Source organism: Neobacillus terrae (assembly GCF_011393025.1).
Lineage (GTDB): Bacteria > Bacillota > Bacilli > Bacillales > Cytobacillaceae > Neobacillus_A > Neobacillus_A terrae.
The window spans coordinates 62,905-79,648 of sequence record NZ_JAAOEO010000008.1 but is presented as its reverse complement, the minus strand read 5'-3'; the positions used below and the strand labels follow the sequence as shown (position 1 = coordinate 79,648).

Annotated in this window: 17 protein-coding genes; 14 read left to right on the top strand and 3 right to left on the bottom strand. The window is 40.6% G+C overall.

Features of this window, described 5'->3' with window-relative positions:
• The first annotated feature begins 139 nt into the window (after positions 1-139).
• Positions 140-1,555, top strand: coding sequence for a branched-chain amino acid transporter BcaP (locus G8761_RS13245; protein WP_166027414.1), 1,416 nt, complete (start codon positions 140-142; stop codon positions 1,553-1,555).
• A gap of 166 nt (positions 1,556-1,721) precedes the next feature.
• On the opposite strand, the gene G8761_RS13240 is transcribed toward G8761_RS13245, so the two are convergent.
• Positions 1,722-1,964 (bottom strand): transposase, encoded by a 243-nt coding sequence (locus G8761_RS13240; protein ID WP_166027412.1) that lies wholly within the window; start codon positions 1,962-1,964, stop codon positions 1,722-1,724.
• A gap of 717 nt (positions 1,965-2,681) precedes the next feature.
• On the opposite strand from G8761_RS13240, the gene G8761_RS13235 reads away from it, so the two are divergent.
• From G8761_RS13235 to G8761_RS13180, 12 genes are all read left to right on the top strand, one after another.
• Positions 2,682-3,947 (top strand): ATP-binding protein, encoded by a 1,266-nt coding sequence (locus tag G8761_RS13235; protein WP_166027669.1) that lies wholly within the window; start codon positions 2,682-2,684, stop codon positions 3,945-3,947.
• Between the two features lie 209 nt (positions 3,948-4,156).
• Positions 4,157-5,239, top strand: a complete 1,083-nt coding sequence (locus tag G8761_RS13230; protein WP_166027410.1) for a respiratory nitrate reductase subunit gamma — start codon at positions 4,157-4,159, stop codon at positions 5,237-5,239.
• Positions 5,226-7,415 carry a molybdopterin oxidoreductase family protein gene (locus G8761_RS13225; RefSeq protein WP_166027408.1) on the top strand — a complete coding sequence of 730 codons (2,190 nt, stop codon included), beginning with the start codon at positions 5,226-5,228 and terminating at the stop codon, positions 7,413-7,415. The genes G8761_RS13230 and G8761_RS13225 overlap by 14 nt, the downstream gene beginning before the upstream one ends.
• On the top strand, positions 7,416-7,976 hold the full coding sequence (locus tag G8761_RS13220; protein WP_045524505.1) for a 4Fe-4S dicluster domain-containing protein: 561 nt from the start codon (positions 7,416-7,418) through the stop codon (positions 7,974-7,976).
• Positions 7,977-7,988: 12 nt separating this feature from the next.
• Positions 7,989-8,513 (top strand): Rieske (2Fe-2S) protein, encoded by a 525-nt coding sequence (locus tag G8761_RS13215; protein WP_166027406.1) that lies wholly within the window; start codon positions 7,989-7,991, stop codon positions 8,511-8,513.
• Positions 8,503-8,712, top strand: a complete 210-nt coding sequence (locus G8761_RS13210; protein WP_166027404.1) for a hypothetical protein — start codon at positions 8,503-8,505, stop codon at positions 8,710-8,712. The genes G8761_RS13215 and G8761_RS13210 overlap by 11 nt, the downstream gene beginning before the upstream one ends.
• Complete coding sequence (locus tag G8761_RS13205; protein ID WP_166027402.1) at positions 8,705-9,016, top strand: hypothetical protein; 312 nt, start codon at positions 8,705-8,707, stop codon at positions 9,014-9,016. The genes G8761_RS13210 and G8761_RS13205 overlap by 8 nt, the downstream gene beginning before the upstream one ends.
• On the top strand, positions 9,003-9,275 hold the full coding sequence (locus G8761_RS13200) for a hypothetical protein (protein ID WP_207789207.1): 273 nt from the start codon (positions 9,003-9,005) through the stop codon (positions 9,273-9,275). Before G8761_RS13205 ends, G8761_RS13200 begins: the two co-directional genes overlap by 14 nt.
• A 148-nt stretch (positions 9,276-9,423) precedes the next feature.
• A complete protein-coding gene (locus tag G8761_RS13195) occupies positions 9,424-10,080 on the top strand; it encodes a sensor histidine kinase (RefSeq protein ID WP_166027400.1) in 657 nt (218 codons plus the stop codon).
• 22 nt (positions 10,081-10,102) lie between these two features.
• The gene (locus G8761_RS13190; protein ID WP_166027398.1) at positions 10,103-10,756 is read left to right on the top strand and encodes a response regulator; all 654 of its coding nucleotides are present in this window, start codon (positions 10,103-10,105) and stop codon (positions 10,754-10,756) included.
• Between the two features lie 15 nt (positions 10,757-10,771).
• Positions 10,772-11,224 (top strand): GAF domain-containing protein, encoded by a 453-nt coding sequence (locus tag G8761_RS13185; RefSeq protein ID WP_166027396.1) that lies wholly within the window; start codon positions 10,772-10,774, stop codon positions 11,222-11,224.
• A 16-nt stretch (positions 11,225-11,240) separates the two neighbouring features.
• A complete protein-coding gene (locus tag G8761_RS13180; RefSeq protein WP_166027394.1) occupies positions 11,241-12,386 on the top strand; it encodes a PAS domain-containing sensor histidine kinase in 1,146 nt (381 codons plus the stop codon).
• Positions 12,387-12,795: 409 nt separating this feature from the next.
• Here the strand turns inward: G8761_RS13180 and G8761_RS13175 are convergent, their stop codons facing one another.
• Together G8761_RS13175 and G8761_RS13170 are read right to left on the bottom strand one after the other, a co-directional pair.
• On the bottom strand, positions 12,796-14,454 hold the full coding sequence (locus G8761_RS13175) for a glutamine--tRNA ligase/YqeY domain fusion protein (protein WP_166027392.1): 1,659 nt from the start codon (positions 14,452-14,454) through the stop codon (positions 12,796-12,798).
• 181 nt (positions 14,455-14,635) lie between these two features.
• Complete coding sequence (locus G8761_RS13170) at positions 14,636-15,322, bottom strand: DNA alkylation repair protein (protein WP_166027390.1); 687 nt, start codon at positions 15,320-15,322, stop codon at positions 14,636-14,638.
• Positions 15,323-15,445: 123 nt separating this feature from the next.
• Between G8761_RS13170 and G8761_RS13165 the strand changes: the two genes are divergently transcribed.
• Positions 15,446-16,432, top strand: a complete 987-nt coding sequence (locus G8761_RS13165; RefSeq protein ID WP_166027665.1) for a Gfo/Idh/MocA family oxidoreductase — start codon at positions 15,446-15,448, stop codon at positions 16,430-16,432.
• The last annotated feature ends 312 nt before the right edge of the window (positions 16,433-16,744 follow it).

Here is a 16,744-nt window from a genome sequence, read left to right as displayed (position 1 = left end):
TATTTCCTTGGAAAAAATTAAATTTTTAGATATTTTAAAAAATATATTGATTTATTCTAAAAATGATTATATTATTCTGATATAAATAAATCGCATTAAAATTATCTAAACATTTTGACAATGGTTACAGGAGGATATTATGAATTTATTCAGGAAGAAAAGTATACAAGCTCTTTTAGGAGAAAATGAGCAGAAAAATACCGCTTTAAAGAAAGATCTTGGTGCCTTTGACTTATCTATGCTAGGTATTGGGGCAATCATCGGCACAGGGATATTTGTTTTAACAGGGGTAGCAGCCGCGGAGCATGCCGGACCAGCACTAATTCTATCCTTTGTCTTATCTGGGCTTGCCTGTGTGTTTGCGGCATTGTGTTATGCGGAATTTGCTTCCACTGTTCCGGTTTCCGGAAGTGCATACACCTATAGCTATGCTACCTTTGGCGAGTTGATTGCCTGGATTCTTGGATGGGATCTGATTTTGGAATACGGCCTTGCCTCTTCTGCTGTTGCCAGCGGGTGGTCAGGGTATTTCCAAGGTTTGATTGCAGGATTTGGAATCCACATACCAACGGCAATCTCTAGTGCCTATGATCCGGCTAAAGGAACTTATATTGATATCCCGGCGATTATTATTATTTTCGTTATCACATTTTTATTGACCCAGGGTGTGAAAAAATCAGCTCGTTTCAATTCAATCATGGTAATCATTAAACTCGCGGTGGTTTTATTATTTATTGGTGTTGGAGTATGGTACGTGAAGCCAGGAAACTGGACACCGTTTATGCCATTCGGATTTTCCGGTGTTACAGCCGGGGCAGCAACTGTATTCTTCGCCTATATTGGATTTGACGCAGTATCCACTGCAGCTGAAGAAGTAAAGAACCCACAGCGAAATATGCCGATTGGTATTATTGCTTCCCTGTTAGTTTGTACAATCCTTTATATCATTGTTTCAGCTATTCTAACAGGTATTGTACCTTACACTGAACTAAACGTTAAGAACCCTGTTGCGTTTGCCCTGAATTACATCCATCAGGATTGGGTTGCAGGCTTTATCTCTATAGGAGCTATTATTGGAATTACGACTGTATTACTGGTTATGATGTATGGACAAACTCGTCTGTTCTATGCAATCAGCCGCGATGGGTTGCTCCCGAAAGCATTGTCCAAGGTAGACAAAAAACGTCAGACCCCAATCGTAAATACTTGGATTACATGCTTGGTTGTTTCTATTTTTGCAGGGATCATTCCGCTAAGCAAGCTTGCTGAACTTACGAATATTGGAACATTGTTCGCTTTTATGGCTGTATCAATTGGAATCCTATATCTTCGTAAATCCAAAACACCTATTAAATCAGGATTTAAAGTTCCATTTGTGCCGGTTATTCCGATTTTGGCATTCATATTCTGCGGGTATTTAGCACTCCAGCTTCCAGCTATGACATGGATTAGTTTTGGAATATGGCTGGTTGTCGGTTTATTTGTTTATTTCGGATACGGCAGAAAGCATTCAACTTTAAATACATCTGAAAATAGATTAAGAAAAATTAGTTAAGATTAAAAAGCCCTCTTCAAAAGAGGGCTTCAGTTTGTCGGCGAGAGGGGGTTTGGAATGCTTTATTCCGAACCCCCTTTTTGTACTTAGATTTCCTATTGGGTTATACCATTCTTATTCACGGAATCCAGGCGGTTACAAGTCCAGTTGGCCATCATTTTTCAATTCAGCGCAGCGAAAATAAGCTCGCCTGCATCCACCAATACTTAATTGCCCTCAAGGCTGTCCAACGCATGCCAAAAGTATATTGAATAAAGGTAAGTTTAATAAGGATAATCGGAACAAAACTTGGGCGGCCTACTTCTGAATACACATCCTTGAATAAATCATAAATGAAAGAGGAATCAAGGGCTGATTCCATCTTACGGACCAATTGGACCTGAGGAATAAGCTGGTCTAATTTAACCATTTCAACCTGATTTAAATGAATGGGACTGTTTTTCGAAAGCAATTTATATATATCTATTTTAAAAAAGGCTTGGTTCTACTGCCACACCAACTTTCTAAACAAAGTTGATTGGAGTGGAGGGCACGAGACTCCTCGGAAACGCTATCGCATTTCCTTCGTGCGTGGGCAATTTCAAGGGAGCTATTCAATGTCCTGCGGGATTAGCGGGACAGGTGAGACCCCACAGGCGTTTGCGCCGAGGAGAAAGAAGAACGGAAGTGACTTGTTCAGCCCCGACAAGCGCTGGAGGGCCTGACGATGAAGTTGTTCTTTTACTTCAACGGCAGGACTGAAGCGACCTCGAGGGGCTAGGCACTGAAGTTTGACAGGCTCACCGCCCGCCCCGCGGAAAGCGAGTGCCTGGGAAAGGAAATCAACAGGCATCCTCTACAGTCTGAAGCCCTCTTCTAAGGAGGGCTTTTATAGCATAGTAAGCCAGCTTCAGCTCCGTAATCACCAGTTTTTAAACAGATTCCATTCAAAGTTTTTTTATACCTTCTAATGTAATGGTTGTTTTTGGCGCTGAATTGAATGGTTCGGCTAATTTTTATGATTGAATTTTGTCGAAACAAGATGGTTTTTGCGTTTTTTTTTGTCATATTTTGTTAAGGTTATGATAGAATAGGAGGCGCATTCCAACAGAAGAAAAAAAAGAAAGTGATTAAAAGGGGATGGATGATGAAAGAAGATTTTCAAAGAAATAATCTTGGTTTGGAAGAAGTAAAAGCCGTTAAATTATTTCTTATTTTATTTTATATATTTTTATTTTCTTTTGATCTATTCTACTATATTGTTTATCCTCACTATTCTAATCAAATAAAGCCGGGCATTCCTAAGGATGGTTTAGGTATATGGTTATATATATATCTTCTTTTACTGATACCTGTTGCAATTTACTTTTGTAAAAAGGGCAATCCTTTTATTGTTAAATATATCTATTTGTTTTCATACATAAGCATCGACATTGCTGACAATCTTTTAATCTATCTAGGGAATAATAAACCATTCCAATCGGGGAACGTTGCCGAGGTATTATTCCTTCTTTTTTCACCTATTTTTATTAATCGAAAATTTTTTTGGTCGGCGATTGGTGGTCTGATTGGGAAATATATTTTTCTTGGTATTATTTTAAAGGATGGCCATGTAATCATGCCTATCCTGCTATTTATAATATTTGCTGCCATTTCCTTTATCATATTAAGTCGGTTTTTCTCTTATCTTAGAGCTATTACGTCTGTTCACGAAGATCTCAGGCAAAATGAAAAACTTGCTGTTATTGGGCAGATGGCAACCGCAATCGGGCACGAAATCCGTAACCCATTATCTTCTTTAAAGGGGTTCACGCAGCTGCAAGGAGAAAAACACCCGGAAGATAAAAAATATTATACCATCATGATGCAGGAGATTACCCGGATTAATGATATTGTGGATGATTTGATGATTATCGGAAAGCCAAAGAACAAGGAATATCAACTAGAAAGGATGGAAGATGTTCTGGATTATACATTGTCTCTTGTTCGCAATTTAGCAGAGGATAATAATATCGAGATTCAAAAAAATTATGAACCAGAACTTCCTATGCCGGAGTGTAATGTCAATCAAATCAAACAGATATGCATCAATCTATTAAAAAACGCAATAGAGTCAATGCCTATGGGCGGATTGATAAAAGTGGAATTAAAACATCTTAATAAAGAAATTGTTATTAGTGTAATTGACAGTGGCTGCGGTATTCCTAAGGAAAATCTGGATAGAATGGGGGAGCCGTTCTTTACAACCAAACAATTTGGTACTGGCCTGGGGCTTTTGGTAACGAATTTTATTATCAAAGAACATGGCGGAAAGCTGAATATTAACAGTACGGTCGGTAAAGGCTCGCGGTTTGATGTATTGCTTCCTATCACCCAGCAGGGCCAATTACGTCGTAAAACAAATTTTGTCTAACTTTTGTCTGAAAAACATATATATAGGGGAATTTCCCCCCCATGATGGGGGAGTTCCCTGATAAAGATAACACGGTTGATTTCTTAAAATGAGATTAAGAAATCAACCGTGTTTTTTTATTGCAATAAAAAGTTTGGCTCTTTGTAAACTGGTTAACTGTCCAGCTTCAGCTCAGGGCGCTTGCGCTTTTCTAATAAGGAGGAAATAAGATGCAGACAAATCTTTCGACAAATCCAAAACAGGGACGTTCCGTCAATGACGCTTTTGCTTCCCATTTTGCCAAATCAATGTTTCTTTCAATTTTGGCACTTGGGATTCTGACTTTTATCGGAACAAGAATGTTTACACACATTGACTTGAATTTGTACGGATATATGATTGGAACCATCGTTTTCATCGGTGGATTCTTCTACCGTTTTATTGCATGGGGAGAAAGGCCGCCAACCAAGATTATTATTAAAAAGGGTTTAAAGCAGTTGTTTAGAAAATCAACTCCTAAAACGGCTGCAGAGCATTTAGTTACATATAAATTTATTTGGCATCGCGGGATTTACCGCTGGCTCCAGCACTTCTTAATTGGCGGCGGATGCATTCTTTCCTGCTTTGTTACTTTCCCTCTCGTATTTGGATGGATGTACTTTACGATGGATGACAATGGCTACTACACAGTTGTTGGTCTGGGAATGAACTTAATGAAGGTAAGTGCAGACGGAATTATCGCTTTCTTTTTTTACAATGCTTTAAATATAACAGCCGTTATGGTTATTACAGGGGTTTGCATGGCGCTGTATCGCCGCTTGAAAAATATGCAGGCGCGTGCAGAACAAAAATTCATGTATGATTTCCTTCCACTTTACATGCTTCTTTTTATATCAGTTACAGGATTACTGCTGACTTTTATGAACGTCGTTTTGCATGGCTGGGGGCAGCCGGTAATGAGTCTGATCCACCAGTTTTCAGTTATCGTAACGTTAATTTATCTTCCATTTGGGAAGCTCGCACATATTCCGTTCCGTCCGATGAGCGTATTCGCCCGGAACTATAGAGAGCATTACAGCGAAGAGGCAGAAAAAGAATGTAAGGTTTGCGGATCACACTTCGTATCAGTTGAACAATCACAAGACGTTATCGATGTACTTGGTTTGAATAATATGGAGTTCTTCAAGAAGGAAGGCTTCCACCTGGCAGAACTTTGCTTGCCATGCCGCAGAAAATACCGGATCGCACAATTTTCAGGAATTGCAACGCACGAAATTAAGGTCAAGGAGGCCAACCAGAATGCAAAAGGTTGAGTATCGGAATGAAAGAGATAAGTTTTTTAAAGAAATAGAGAATTTGCAGCATCCAAATGAGACGCTTGTAAAAACACACTGCAGCTATTGCGGTATGCAATGTGGTATGAATCTCCGCGTTAATACAAAAACAAATAAGATTATCGGAGTTGAGCCTCGTTATGACTGGCCTGTGACGGTTGGTAAAATGTGTCCTAAAGGTGTAACAGCATATCAGCAGACCAACCATAAGGACCGTATTCTTAAGCCGCTTATTCGCGATGATGCTTCATTAAAAGGAACTAAAGAAGGCTTCCGTGAAGCAAGCTGGGAAGAAGCATACGATCTAATCGCCAAGAAGTTTACGGAGCTTCAGCAGGAGTATGGAAAAGATACTTTATCCGTGTTCAGCGGTGTTTCTATGACAAACGAGAAATGCTACCTGACAGGAAAGTTTGCCCGTGTAGCTATGCAAACCCGATACATTGATTATAATGGCCGTTTTTGTATGTCCAGTGCTGCAGGCGGCTTCCTTCGTTCCTTCGGAGTTGACCGAGGATCTACATTACCTTGGACAGATATCCATGAAACAGATTGCCTGTTTATTGCCGGAAGTAATACAGCTGAATGCCACCCAACTTCCATGTTCCGTGTATGGAATGTACAGGAAAGAGGGGGATACATTATAGTCGTTGACCCTCGTGAAACACCAATTGCCAGAAGAGCAGACCTTCATCTTGATCTTAGACCTGGAACAGACTTAGCATTGGCCAACGGTATTGTAAATCTATTAATTCAAAAAGGCTATGCCGATGAGGAATTTATTAATAAACATACAAATGGTTTTGAAGAAACAAAAGAATTAGTCAAAGAATTCACTCCTGAATACACCAGCCAAATTACTGGTGTTGCACCAGAAAAAATTATCCGTGCAGCAGAGATTTATGGAAAAGCACCAAACGCAGTTGTCATGTTTGCACGTGGAATAGAACAGCAGCATAAAGGTGTGGATAATGTTTCTGGTTATACCAATATGGCGCTTGTTACAGGAAAAATTGGCCGCCCCAAAGCAGGTGTTGCTACTTTCACAGGACAGGGTAACGGCCAGGGCGGACGGGAACATGGACAGAAGTCAGATTTACTGCCAGGCTATCGTAAACTTACTAATCCAAAACATGTGGAAGAAGTATGCCAGGTGTGGGGGATTACTCCTGAGGAAATGCCTCAGCCGGGTGTATCTGCTTATGAAATGTTTGAATTAATGGATCAAAAGACCATTCGAGGATTGTATCTGCTTTGTTCAAATCCAGCTGTTTCTGCTCCAAACTTGAACTTTGTCAGAAAAGCTATGAAGGGCCTTGATTTCATGGTGTGTGCTGATTTCTACCTTTCAGAATCAGCTGAGTTTGCGGATGTTATTCTTCCTTCGGTTACATGGTCTGAGGATGAAGGTACCGTTACTAATATTGAAGGCCGTATTATAAAAATCAACAAAGCACAGGAGCCGCTTGGTGAATCAAAACCAGACTGGCAGATTCAGGCTGAACTTGCTGAAAGACTTGGAAGAGGGAAATACTTCTCTCATTTAAAGACAGCAAGGGACGTTGCGGACGAATTCCGTCTCGCGTCTAAAGGCGGATACGCAGATTACTATGGTGCAACATGGGATAAAATCGAAAAGCAGGACGGAGTTTTCTGGCCTTGCAAAGACGAAAACGATCCTGGAACACCGCATATGTTTTTGGATAAGAAGTTTTACCATCCGGATGGAAAGGCCAAAATTTGTGCACTTCCTTACCGCCCGCCTGCTGAAGAACCAAATGAGGAGTACCCATTGCGACTGACAACCGGGCGTGTAGTGTTTCACTATCTATCAGGAAATCAGACAAGAAGGATTCAATTCCTCCATGATATGTGCCCTGAGCCTTATGTTGAGGTACATCCTGAAACAGCAGCAAAATACAATATCGAACATGAAGAAAGAGTCCGCCTTTTTACCCGTCGCGGTGAGGCTGTTTATAAAGTGAAAATTACAGAAGCCATTAGGAAGGACACAGTGTTTGTTCCGTATCATTTTGGCCACGACCAATCTATTAATCTATTAACCATTGCAGCCCTGGATCCAATTTCCCGCATGCCGGAATTCAAAGCGTGTGCTGCGCAGATTGAAAAACTAGAATTAAAGAAGGTGCAATAAATGAAAAAGAGGCTTTATTTAGAATTAGAAAACTGCATCGGCTGCCGTTCCTGTCTTGCTGCCTGCACACAGTGCGGCGGACACGAAGAACGGAACAGGAACTATGTCTATGATGTTAACCCGCTTGTTAACAGGCAGACAATGCCTCTTATGTGCCTTCACTGTGTCAATCCAGCGTGCGCAAGAAGCTGTCCGGCCCAGGCCATTCAAATCCATGAAACAGGGGCTGTTCTATCGGCTCTCGTGGAGAAGTGCATTGGCTGTCAGAACTGCACAATTGCTTGCCCATATGGCATACCAAAATTTGATACTGAACAAAATCTGATGTATAAATGCGATCTTTGTATTGATCGTTCTAAAGATGGGATACCTCCAATGTGTGCAAGTGTATGCCCGTCTAATACGCTTCAGTGGCTGACTGATGAAGAGATTGAAGCCAAACAAAAACAGTTTAATCTCGACAATGGAAAATGGGTAACAAGCATGCCTTATTTGGAAGGCGAAACAAATGTAAGGGTAAACCTGCCTGGTATTCTGCAGGGTGTAACTAAACTGTTTTAAGGAGGGACTGTCATGACGGAAAATAACAATAAGATCCCATTTAATGAAGATAACTACACTCATAATATAAACCGAAATAATGAAAGAAAGCTCGACCGCCGGGGATTTATGAAGACGCTCGTAGGAGCTGCAGGTGTATTTGCTATCTCCTCCCTTCCATGGGGAGCAACGGCAGCCAAGGAGCTAATGGGCCTTGGAGATAAAGAATATCCTCATAAAAAAATTACTGATTTAAAGTCCATTGGGGTTGGCGATGCTGTTGACTTTGCTTTCCCAGGTGAACACGATAGTGCCATTTTAATAAGACTTTCAGATGAAAAGTTTGTTGCCTACCAGAACGCCTGCACGCATCTTCGCTGTCCGGTATTTTGGGATAAAAAAGAAGAAGAAATGATCTGCCCATGTCATCATGGAAAGTTTGATGTGCAAACAGGATCTCCAATAGCTGGCCCTCCACGCCGCCCGCTGCCTGAAATTCAGGTTAAAGTAGACAAAGGAGCCGTTTATGCGGTCAGGGTGAAGCGTTATGAAACGTGAATATATTAGTGTAGCCATTCTTTGTGCCATTTTGATGCTCAATATTATTTTCACCCAATACATGGTACATCAGTATTTTTATGAGCATTATGCAAACACCATTATTTCTGGAGCTATGAACATATTACTGTTCCCAGCTGCAATTTTTGTATATAAAAGGGATCAAAAAATGCAAAAAGGGATGAAATCCCATGAATAGCGAAACTTATATTGATTTTTGTTTTATTACGAAGCTGGAAGGTAATTTTACCGGGGAGATTGACGATATTCTAAAAGCACTGTTTAAGGGTAACCGCTTAAACTGGTATCTTGAAGAAAAGTCTGCAGACGGTGCCAAGGTAGTAATTGCCGAAATTAAAGGAATGAGCAATTGGAATACAGAAGAAGAAGCGATTATGTATATTGAAGATCATGCAGGAGAGGCATTCTGGAATTACCTGCAGGGATACAAGATGTTTATTTATCCCAACTCGAGAGGATGTAATAGTTGTGGAACCCATTAATATTAATGCTCTTGTTCAAACCTTTGCAGGACGAAATGCAGAACTCATTATACAGGATGAGCAGGGAAGCGACCAGGCACCTTCTGTCCAAAAGTTCATCAAAAGGATTCAATTATGTCCTGATGGGACACATGTCAGATTTTACTTTGATGATTTCTACTTTTTAGCTGTACCCCTGGCTGCTGAAGCTATTCTTTCAGAAAAAGAGTGGACAGCATCTGATCGGGAAAGCGGTTTGATTTATAAAATTGCAATTTAATTTTTAGGCTGTGTTGCCTATTGTTGATTTTCTGCCCTGTTGATTGCTGCGGAAAGCGAACGTCGTGAGCTAAAATCAACAGTCAAGATTAATAGAGCCAATTTTTTTAAAAAATGGAGCACCTTTTGAAGGTTAGAGGAGGAGCGAAATGGAGCTTTTAAAGGAAGATCAGCATATAAGCTCATATATAATCCGGTCACAGGAAGAAGAAATTAAACGAATCGCCCTTGAACTTCATGAAGGTGTTGGCCAGAACCTGTACAGTCTTTATACAGGGCTGCAGTTTATTGAAACAGGCACCGATAATCCACAGATGAAAAGCTATATCCAGGAAATGGAGCGTCTTATGGAACGGACTTTACAGGAAATCAGGTTCCTGACTGTTGAATTGCATCCTCCCGCTTTGTCACTGGGTTTATTCCCTGCTGTGAAAAGCTATGCAAAGCTATATACTTCTACTTTTGGAGTTATTGTAGAGCTTGAAAACAATGGGGTGGAAAAGCTGCTTCCCGAGCAGGGCAGTATAGCGATGTTCAGGGTTTGCCAGGAAGTCTTGGTTAATACGGCAAAACATGCGGAAGCAACAAAAGTAAAAATCTCCTTTTTTTGGGGTGAAGCTGCTATAACTATAAAAATCCGAGACTTTGGAAAAGGTTTTAACTGCACAGATACATGTCCCGGAAATGCATCAGGCCTGGCTGCAATAATAGAAAGAATGTATCAGGCTGGCGGGAAGTGTACCATTTCCTCTAAAATAGGGGAAGGAACAATTGTAGACATTTCACTTCCTTTTTCTAAAGATTAGACAACAAAAGGAGAGTTTAAATTTGATAAAAATCCTGCTGGTTGATGATCATGCTGTGGTCCGTATGGGACTTTCCATGCTATTAAGTACACATCCGGATATACATGTTGTTGGGGAGGCATCCGAAGGAAATGAAGGTATTCGGAAGGCTCTTGATTTAAAACCTGATGTTGTTGTCATGGATCTAAGTATGCCTCATGGCAAAGATGGGCTGTCTGCCACTTCTGAATTAAAAAAGCTGATGCCTGAAGTAAATATACTGATTTTAACGATGCACGATGATGAAGAGTATTTATTCCGTGCCATACAGTCAGGTGCTGCAGGCTGTATTCTGAAAAGTGCTCCACACGATGAATTGCTGTCCGCTATTCAAACCGTTGCTTCCGGTGATGCCTATCTGCATCCAACTGCAACGAAAAGACTGATGGAGGAGTACCTTGGGTCACTTAAACAAGGACGGACAGATACGTTTAACCTTTTATCAGACCGGGAAAAAGAAGTCCTGACTTTAATTGCCAAAGGCTTTTCCAATAAAGAAATTGCCGAGAAGCTGGTGATTAGTGTGAAAACAGTTGAGACACATAAGGGAAACTTGATGGAAAAGCTTCAAATGAAAACCCGTCCTGAACTGGTGGCTTATGCTGTGAAAAAGGGGCTGTTAGGATATGGCTTATAAGAAAAAAGGGATTCTATGGACCAAATAAACGATTTCCTAGCTATTGATGATGTTTGCAAAAGCCTAATGAAAGAAATTTCGTGCGATTTTATTGGCTTGGCATTGCAGGATAAAAACGGTCTTAATATCAAGTGGCACTATGCTATTGGAAATTTAAATGAAAAGTACAGGTTAATAACTGTTCGGTTTGGGAAGGGGATTGCCGGAAAAGTCATTTCAAGCGGCACCCCATTGATGATAGACGATTTCCCTAATAATGTTTTAGGCAAGCCAATTGAACAGCCTATTATGCTGGCGGAAAATCTGGTATCCTCATATGCGGTACCTTTATTTTTTAAAGGCGTACCTAAAGGCGTTCTGCTTATCGGAAATAGGGAAACACACTCCTATACAGAGGATTTTCAAACTAGCGTAAAAGAATCCGCTGGTAATTTGGAGAAAATATTATCAGACCATATCGTATCTTAGTATCAGGAGGCTTATCATGGAGCAGAGACCGCACAACCAATTAGAACCGGAAGGAAATGACCGGATGGTCCCGGAGCACCAGCAGCCTGAAGAGGAAAGGCAGCCATCTGAAAAAGTGAACAATTTCTTGGATGAAGGCAAGCAATATCAGCAGGTAACAGAAGAATTAAAGAAGTCAATGCAAGAATTAATCGATTTGAAATTTGCCCTCGATGAATCCTCCATTGTGGCCATTACTGATTCCCGGGGAAAAATTACATATATTAATGAACAGTTTTGTGAAATCTCCAAATACACTAAAGAAGAATTAATTGGGAAGGACCATCGCATTGTCAATTCGGGTCTTCACTCAAAAGAATTTTTCCACAAAATGTGGAGAACAATCGGGGCAGGGGAAGTATGGAAGGGAGAAATCCGTAACCAGGCCAAGGATGGTACGTATTACTGGGTGGATACAACCATTGTCCCGTTTTTGAACGAAAAAAATAAGCCTTATCAATATCTCGCCATCCGCTACGAAATTACCGAGCGAAAACGGGTTGAGGAAGAGCTGCAAAAAATGATGGTAAAAATAATTGACGTCCAGGAGGAGGAACGGAAAAGGTTGTCACGTAATCTTCATGATGGAATTGGCCAGAATCTTTACAGCCATTTAATCACCATCAATCGTCTATTGGCTGAAATGGACCATCCGTTGCTTCAGCAAATGCAGGATGAAGCAACGGAGCTTATTGAAGAGATTCGTGATATTTCCTGGGAGCTCCGGCCATCTGTTTTAGATGATTTAGGTCTTGTTCCTGCCATTCGTTCACTCCTGAACAGGTACTCGGAGCATTACAAAATTGATGTGATATTTGAATGCGTATTGAACCGAAGGCTTTACGTCAATATTGAAATCACTATTTACAGGATTATTCAGGAGGCCCTGACAAATATCAGGAAGTATGCTGAAGTATTTGAGGCAACAGTAACCATAAGAGAAACCGAAGAGTCAGTTCGGGTGATGATTGAAGATAAGGGTGCTGGATTTGATCCGAAGCAGGAACACAGGGGAGTTGGCTTGTTCAGCATGGAGGAGCGAGCCCGATCTGCAGGCGGCGAGCTATCTATCTATTCAACACCTGGAAAAGGAACGAGGATTATTTTTGAAGTGCCAAACTGATGTGTTCCTTGATAGGATTGCACAGACTGTAGACAATCTCGAAGAATTTCGAGGTTGTCTACAGTCTTTTTGTTTTACAATAAAAGTAGTTCTGGAGTCCAACTAGATTTCCGCTTCGGGTGGACGCTTTCCGTGGGCGGGGCCAAGCCGCTTCCCTCGCTACTCTTAGTCCAGGGCCTCGACTGTCCCACTTTTCCCGCTGGAGTCGCCACCCTTAGCTACAATGAACTTAAATCAGCAGTAAAAGTGAAACTGTTGGTCCTTAAACCGGCCTATCAAGAACATTTTGTCTAAAAAATCCATAATTCCTCTGCTGAGCCATTTGTTTGATTTTATAAGGTTAATCGGGTAACTAAAAGAAGTCAACCGTATAGAAAAAGAACCGGCCATCCCAGACCGGTTTACATTTTTATAATTTAAAAGAACTTTTTAGTGATACGATCCGGTTGAATACAATTGGACCACTAGCTGTATTCTTCGGATCTGCATTAAAGTAGCCGTGACGGAAGAATTGGAATTTATCCTGTCCCTTTACATCCTTCATATTTGGCTCAATGAAACCATTCTGAACTTCAAGAGAGTTAGGATTTACATGATCGAGGAAAGTTTTTCCCTCGTCGTCGCCATCCTCTGGTGTTTCATCCAGGATAAGTGGTTCATATAAACGAAACTCTGCTGCAACCGCATTAGTTGCTTCAACCCAGTGGATGGTTCCTTTGACCTTTCGGCCGGTAAAACCGCTGCCGCTCTTAGTTTCAGGATCGTAAGTACAATGCAGCTCTACAACATTGCCTTCCTCATCCTTAATAACATCTTCACACTTTATAAAGTAAGCATGCTTCAGGCGAACTTCATTTCCAGGGAACAGGCGGAAGTACTTGCTTGGAGGATTCTCCATAAAGTCGTCCTGTTCAATATAAATTTCACGGGAGAACGGGATTTGACGAATGCCCATATCAGGGTTCTCTGGATTGATTTCAGCATCAAGCCATTCAACCTGTCCTTCGGGATAGTTAGTAATTACAACTTTAAGCGGCTTCAATACACCCATCGTCCTTGGAGCTTTTAGCTTCAAATCTTCTCGAACGAAGTGCTCAAGCATTTGCTCATCCACTGCACCTGATCCTTTGGATACCCCTGTTTCTCCAATGAAATTACGGATTGCTTCAGGTGTAAATCCCTTGCGGCGCAAGCCTGAAATAGTAGGCATTCTCGGGTCATCCCAGCCATCTACATATCCTTCTTCCACCAGCTGTTTCAGTTTCCGTTTGCTCATTACAGTATTGGTAATATTAAGACGGCCAAATTCAATTTGCTGAGGCTGGCTTTCCATTTCACACTTCTCAACCACCCAATTATATAATGGGCGCTGATCCTCAAATTCTATTGTACAAATGGAGTGGGTCACGCCTTCGATAGCATCCTCAATTGGATGAGCAAAGGCATACATCGGATAGATACACCATTTATCTCCAGTATTATGATGGGTAGTGTGGGAAATGCGGTAAATAACAGGGTCGCGTAAATTGATATTTGGTGACTTCATATCGATTTTTGCGCGAAGGACTTTTTCCCCATTGCCAAATTCTCCAGCTCGCATGCGTTCGAAAAGGTCTAGGTTTTCGTCAACCGAACGATTTCGGTATGGACTCTCCTGGCCAGGTTCTGTCAGTGTTCCGCGAAGTGAGCGAATTTCATCTGCAGATAAATCATCAACATAAGCCAATCCATTTTTAATTAAAAGGACAGCACGATTATACATTTCCTCAAAGTAATCCGATGCGAAAAATAATCCTTCCCACTCATAACCGAGCCATTTAACATCTTCCTTGATAGAATTTACAAATTCCACGTCTTCCTTCAAAGGATTGGTGTCATCAAATCTTAGGTTCGTTTTGCCCTTAAATTCATCTGCCAGACTAAAGTTCAGAAAGATGGATTTTGCATGGCCGATATGTAAATAACCGTTCGGTTCTGGCGGAAAGCGAGTAACAACTTCATTACGCTTGCCAGACTCAAGGTCCTTAATAATTATATCCCGTATAAAATTAGACGATTGATTGTCCACTTTTTTCAACCTCTTTCTACATATGTACTACTTATATATCATAAATAACGATATTTTTCCATTGTTCCCGCCAAATCATGCTTTTAACAAAGGTACAATAATTTTCCTGCTGCTTACGCCGTATGCCTTCTTGAACCGTAGATATTTCGCCAGAATTGCTGCTAGGAATATACATCCTCTTTTAAAGGAGCTGTTTTTTTATAATATTCTTTACTGCTTCACGCCTGCTAAGGTTTGCAAGGGGATATTGGGAAACAAAATTAATTACCCAATCAGGGTCGGTTTTTGCATATTCCCTTAAAGCCCAGCCAATTGCTTTATTGATGAAAAATTCCTTGCTGCCAAGGTTTTCGATAATAATTTCAGTTAAAAGGCTGGTATCAGTCTGAGTCTTATATTTTAATTGAAAAAGGATCATTGTCCGTCTGAGCCAGATGTTATCTTTCTTTCTCCATCGATCCCCAACTTCTATAATTAAATTTGGGTATTTGCCGAAAAGGTACCCGATATGATTTGTGGCAATATGGTCAATCGTATCCCACCATGATCTACTGGTGATCAAGGTTTCTAAGAGTGGCAGGTATTTATCAGTTAATTCCTTTTTCTTCTTTTTTAAATCAATTAACCCGATCGCAACAATTTGCAATTCTCTCTCAGGCATTTCCCAAAGCTGCAGTATAACCTCCTCAAAAGTTTGATCTCCCGGAAATCCATTATCTTTTATAAACTCATTTAGAATGGCTCTTCTCTCTGGGGTCTTAATTCCAAAAAACTCATATTGATCCCGCATATACTTTTTCATTTGCACAGCATTGCTGCTATTGGCATATTGCCTGAAATAGTCTCTTAACTTCTCCGCATAATTCATTGGAACGCTCCTATGTAATATTTAATTAAAAGCATATCATTTTTTTGGAGCAGGGAGTCCTGGTTTTTAAAAATAACCTGAAAAGGCTAAAATAAGAGGTGTACAAGAAGGAGGGTTTCGATGATTAACTTTGGAACAGTGGGAACAGGCTGGATTACTGAATCATTTATAAAGGCAGCAGAGTTAAGCGGGCAGTTTCAATTGCGTGCTGTTTATTCACGAACTGATGAGAAGGCAAAAAAAATGGCAGAGTCCTATAATGCTGACACCTTCTATACCAGTATTGAAGAAATGGCGCAAAGCACAGAAATTGAAGCAGTTTATATTGCATCACCTAATTCACATCACTTTGAGCATGCATTACTGTTTTTAAAAAATAAAAAGCATGTAATATGTGAAAAGCCTATTTTCTCTAATAAAAAGGAGCTTGAACAAGCTTTTCAAACGGCTAAAGAAAATGGAGTATTTTTATTTGAGGCAATCCGAAATATACATACCCCTAATTTTGCTATCTTAAAGGAGAACTTATCAAAAGCGGGTAAGTTAAGGAGTGCGCTTCTTCCTTATATTCAATACTCATCCCGGTATGATTTGTATTTAAAAGGGGAGGAGCCCAATATTTTTTCTGCTGCCTTTTCCGGAGGAGCATTAGTCGATCTTGGTGTTTACCCGCTATTCTTAGCTGTAGGGTTATTTGGTGAACCACAAAAGGTAGCTTACCATCCTGTAAAGCTGAGGACTGGAGTAGACGGCAGCGGTACCTTAATAATGGAATACGATGACTTTGTTTGTACTATCATGTGTTCAAAAACGTCTCACTCCGTTATTCCATGCGAAATTCATGGCGAGGCAGGAACCTTTGTACTTCCGGAGGCTGCACCAATCTCGAAAATCCAATTTATTGACAGCCATACGAAGGAAAGCGAATACATGGGAATCTGGCAAGAAGAGCAGGACATGGTATATGAAGCCACCAGGTTCGCAGAGATTATTGGAACTAAGGACTTAAAAACATATGAGGAACTTAAAAAACTGAGCAAAATTGTAATCGGGATAACTGAAGAAGCCAGAAGACAAAACGGAATCGTATTTGGTACAGAGAAAGAATAAAAGGAAAAGCCAGGCATAGCGCCTGGCTTATTCAATCACATGTTTTCTTTATATATTGAAAATACTTGTATATAATTGTATTATGAAGCTAACAAATGGACATCTATAGCTCTGGCCATCTGGGTCATACAGCAGGCAGGCCATGCATTTATCTTCATTGGTGTGCATTCCGTTGCAAATCCGTGCATTTCCTCCTTTGACCGTGCATTCTTCTCCCAGTTCCGTGCATTTCCTTCCTGATATCGTGCATTCTTCTCTCAATATCGTGCATTTCCTCCTCGAAATCGTGCATTTCTTCCTCGAAAACGTGCA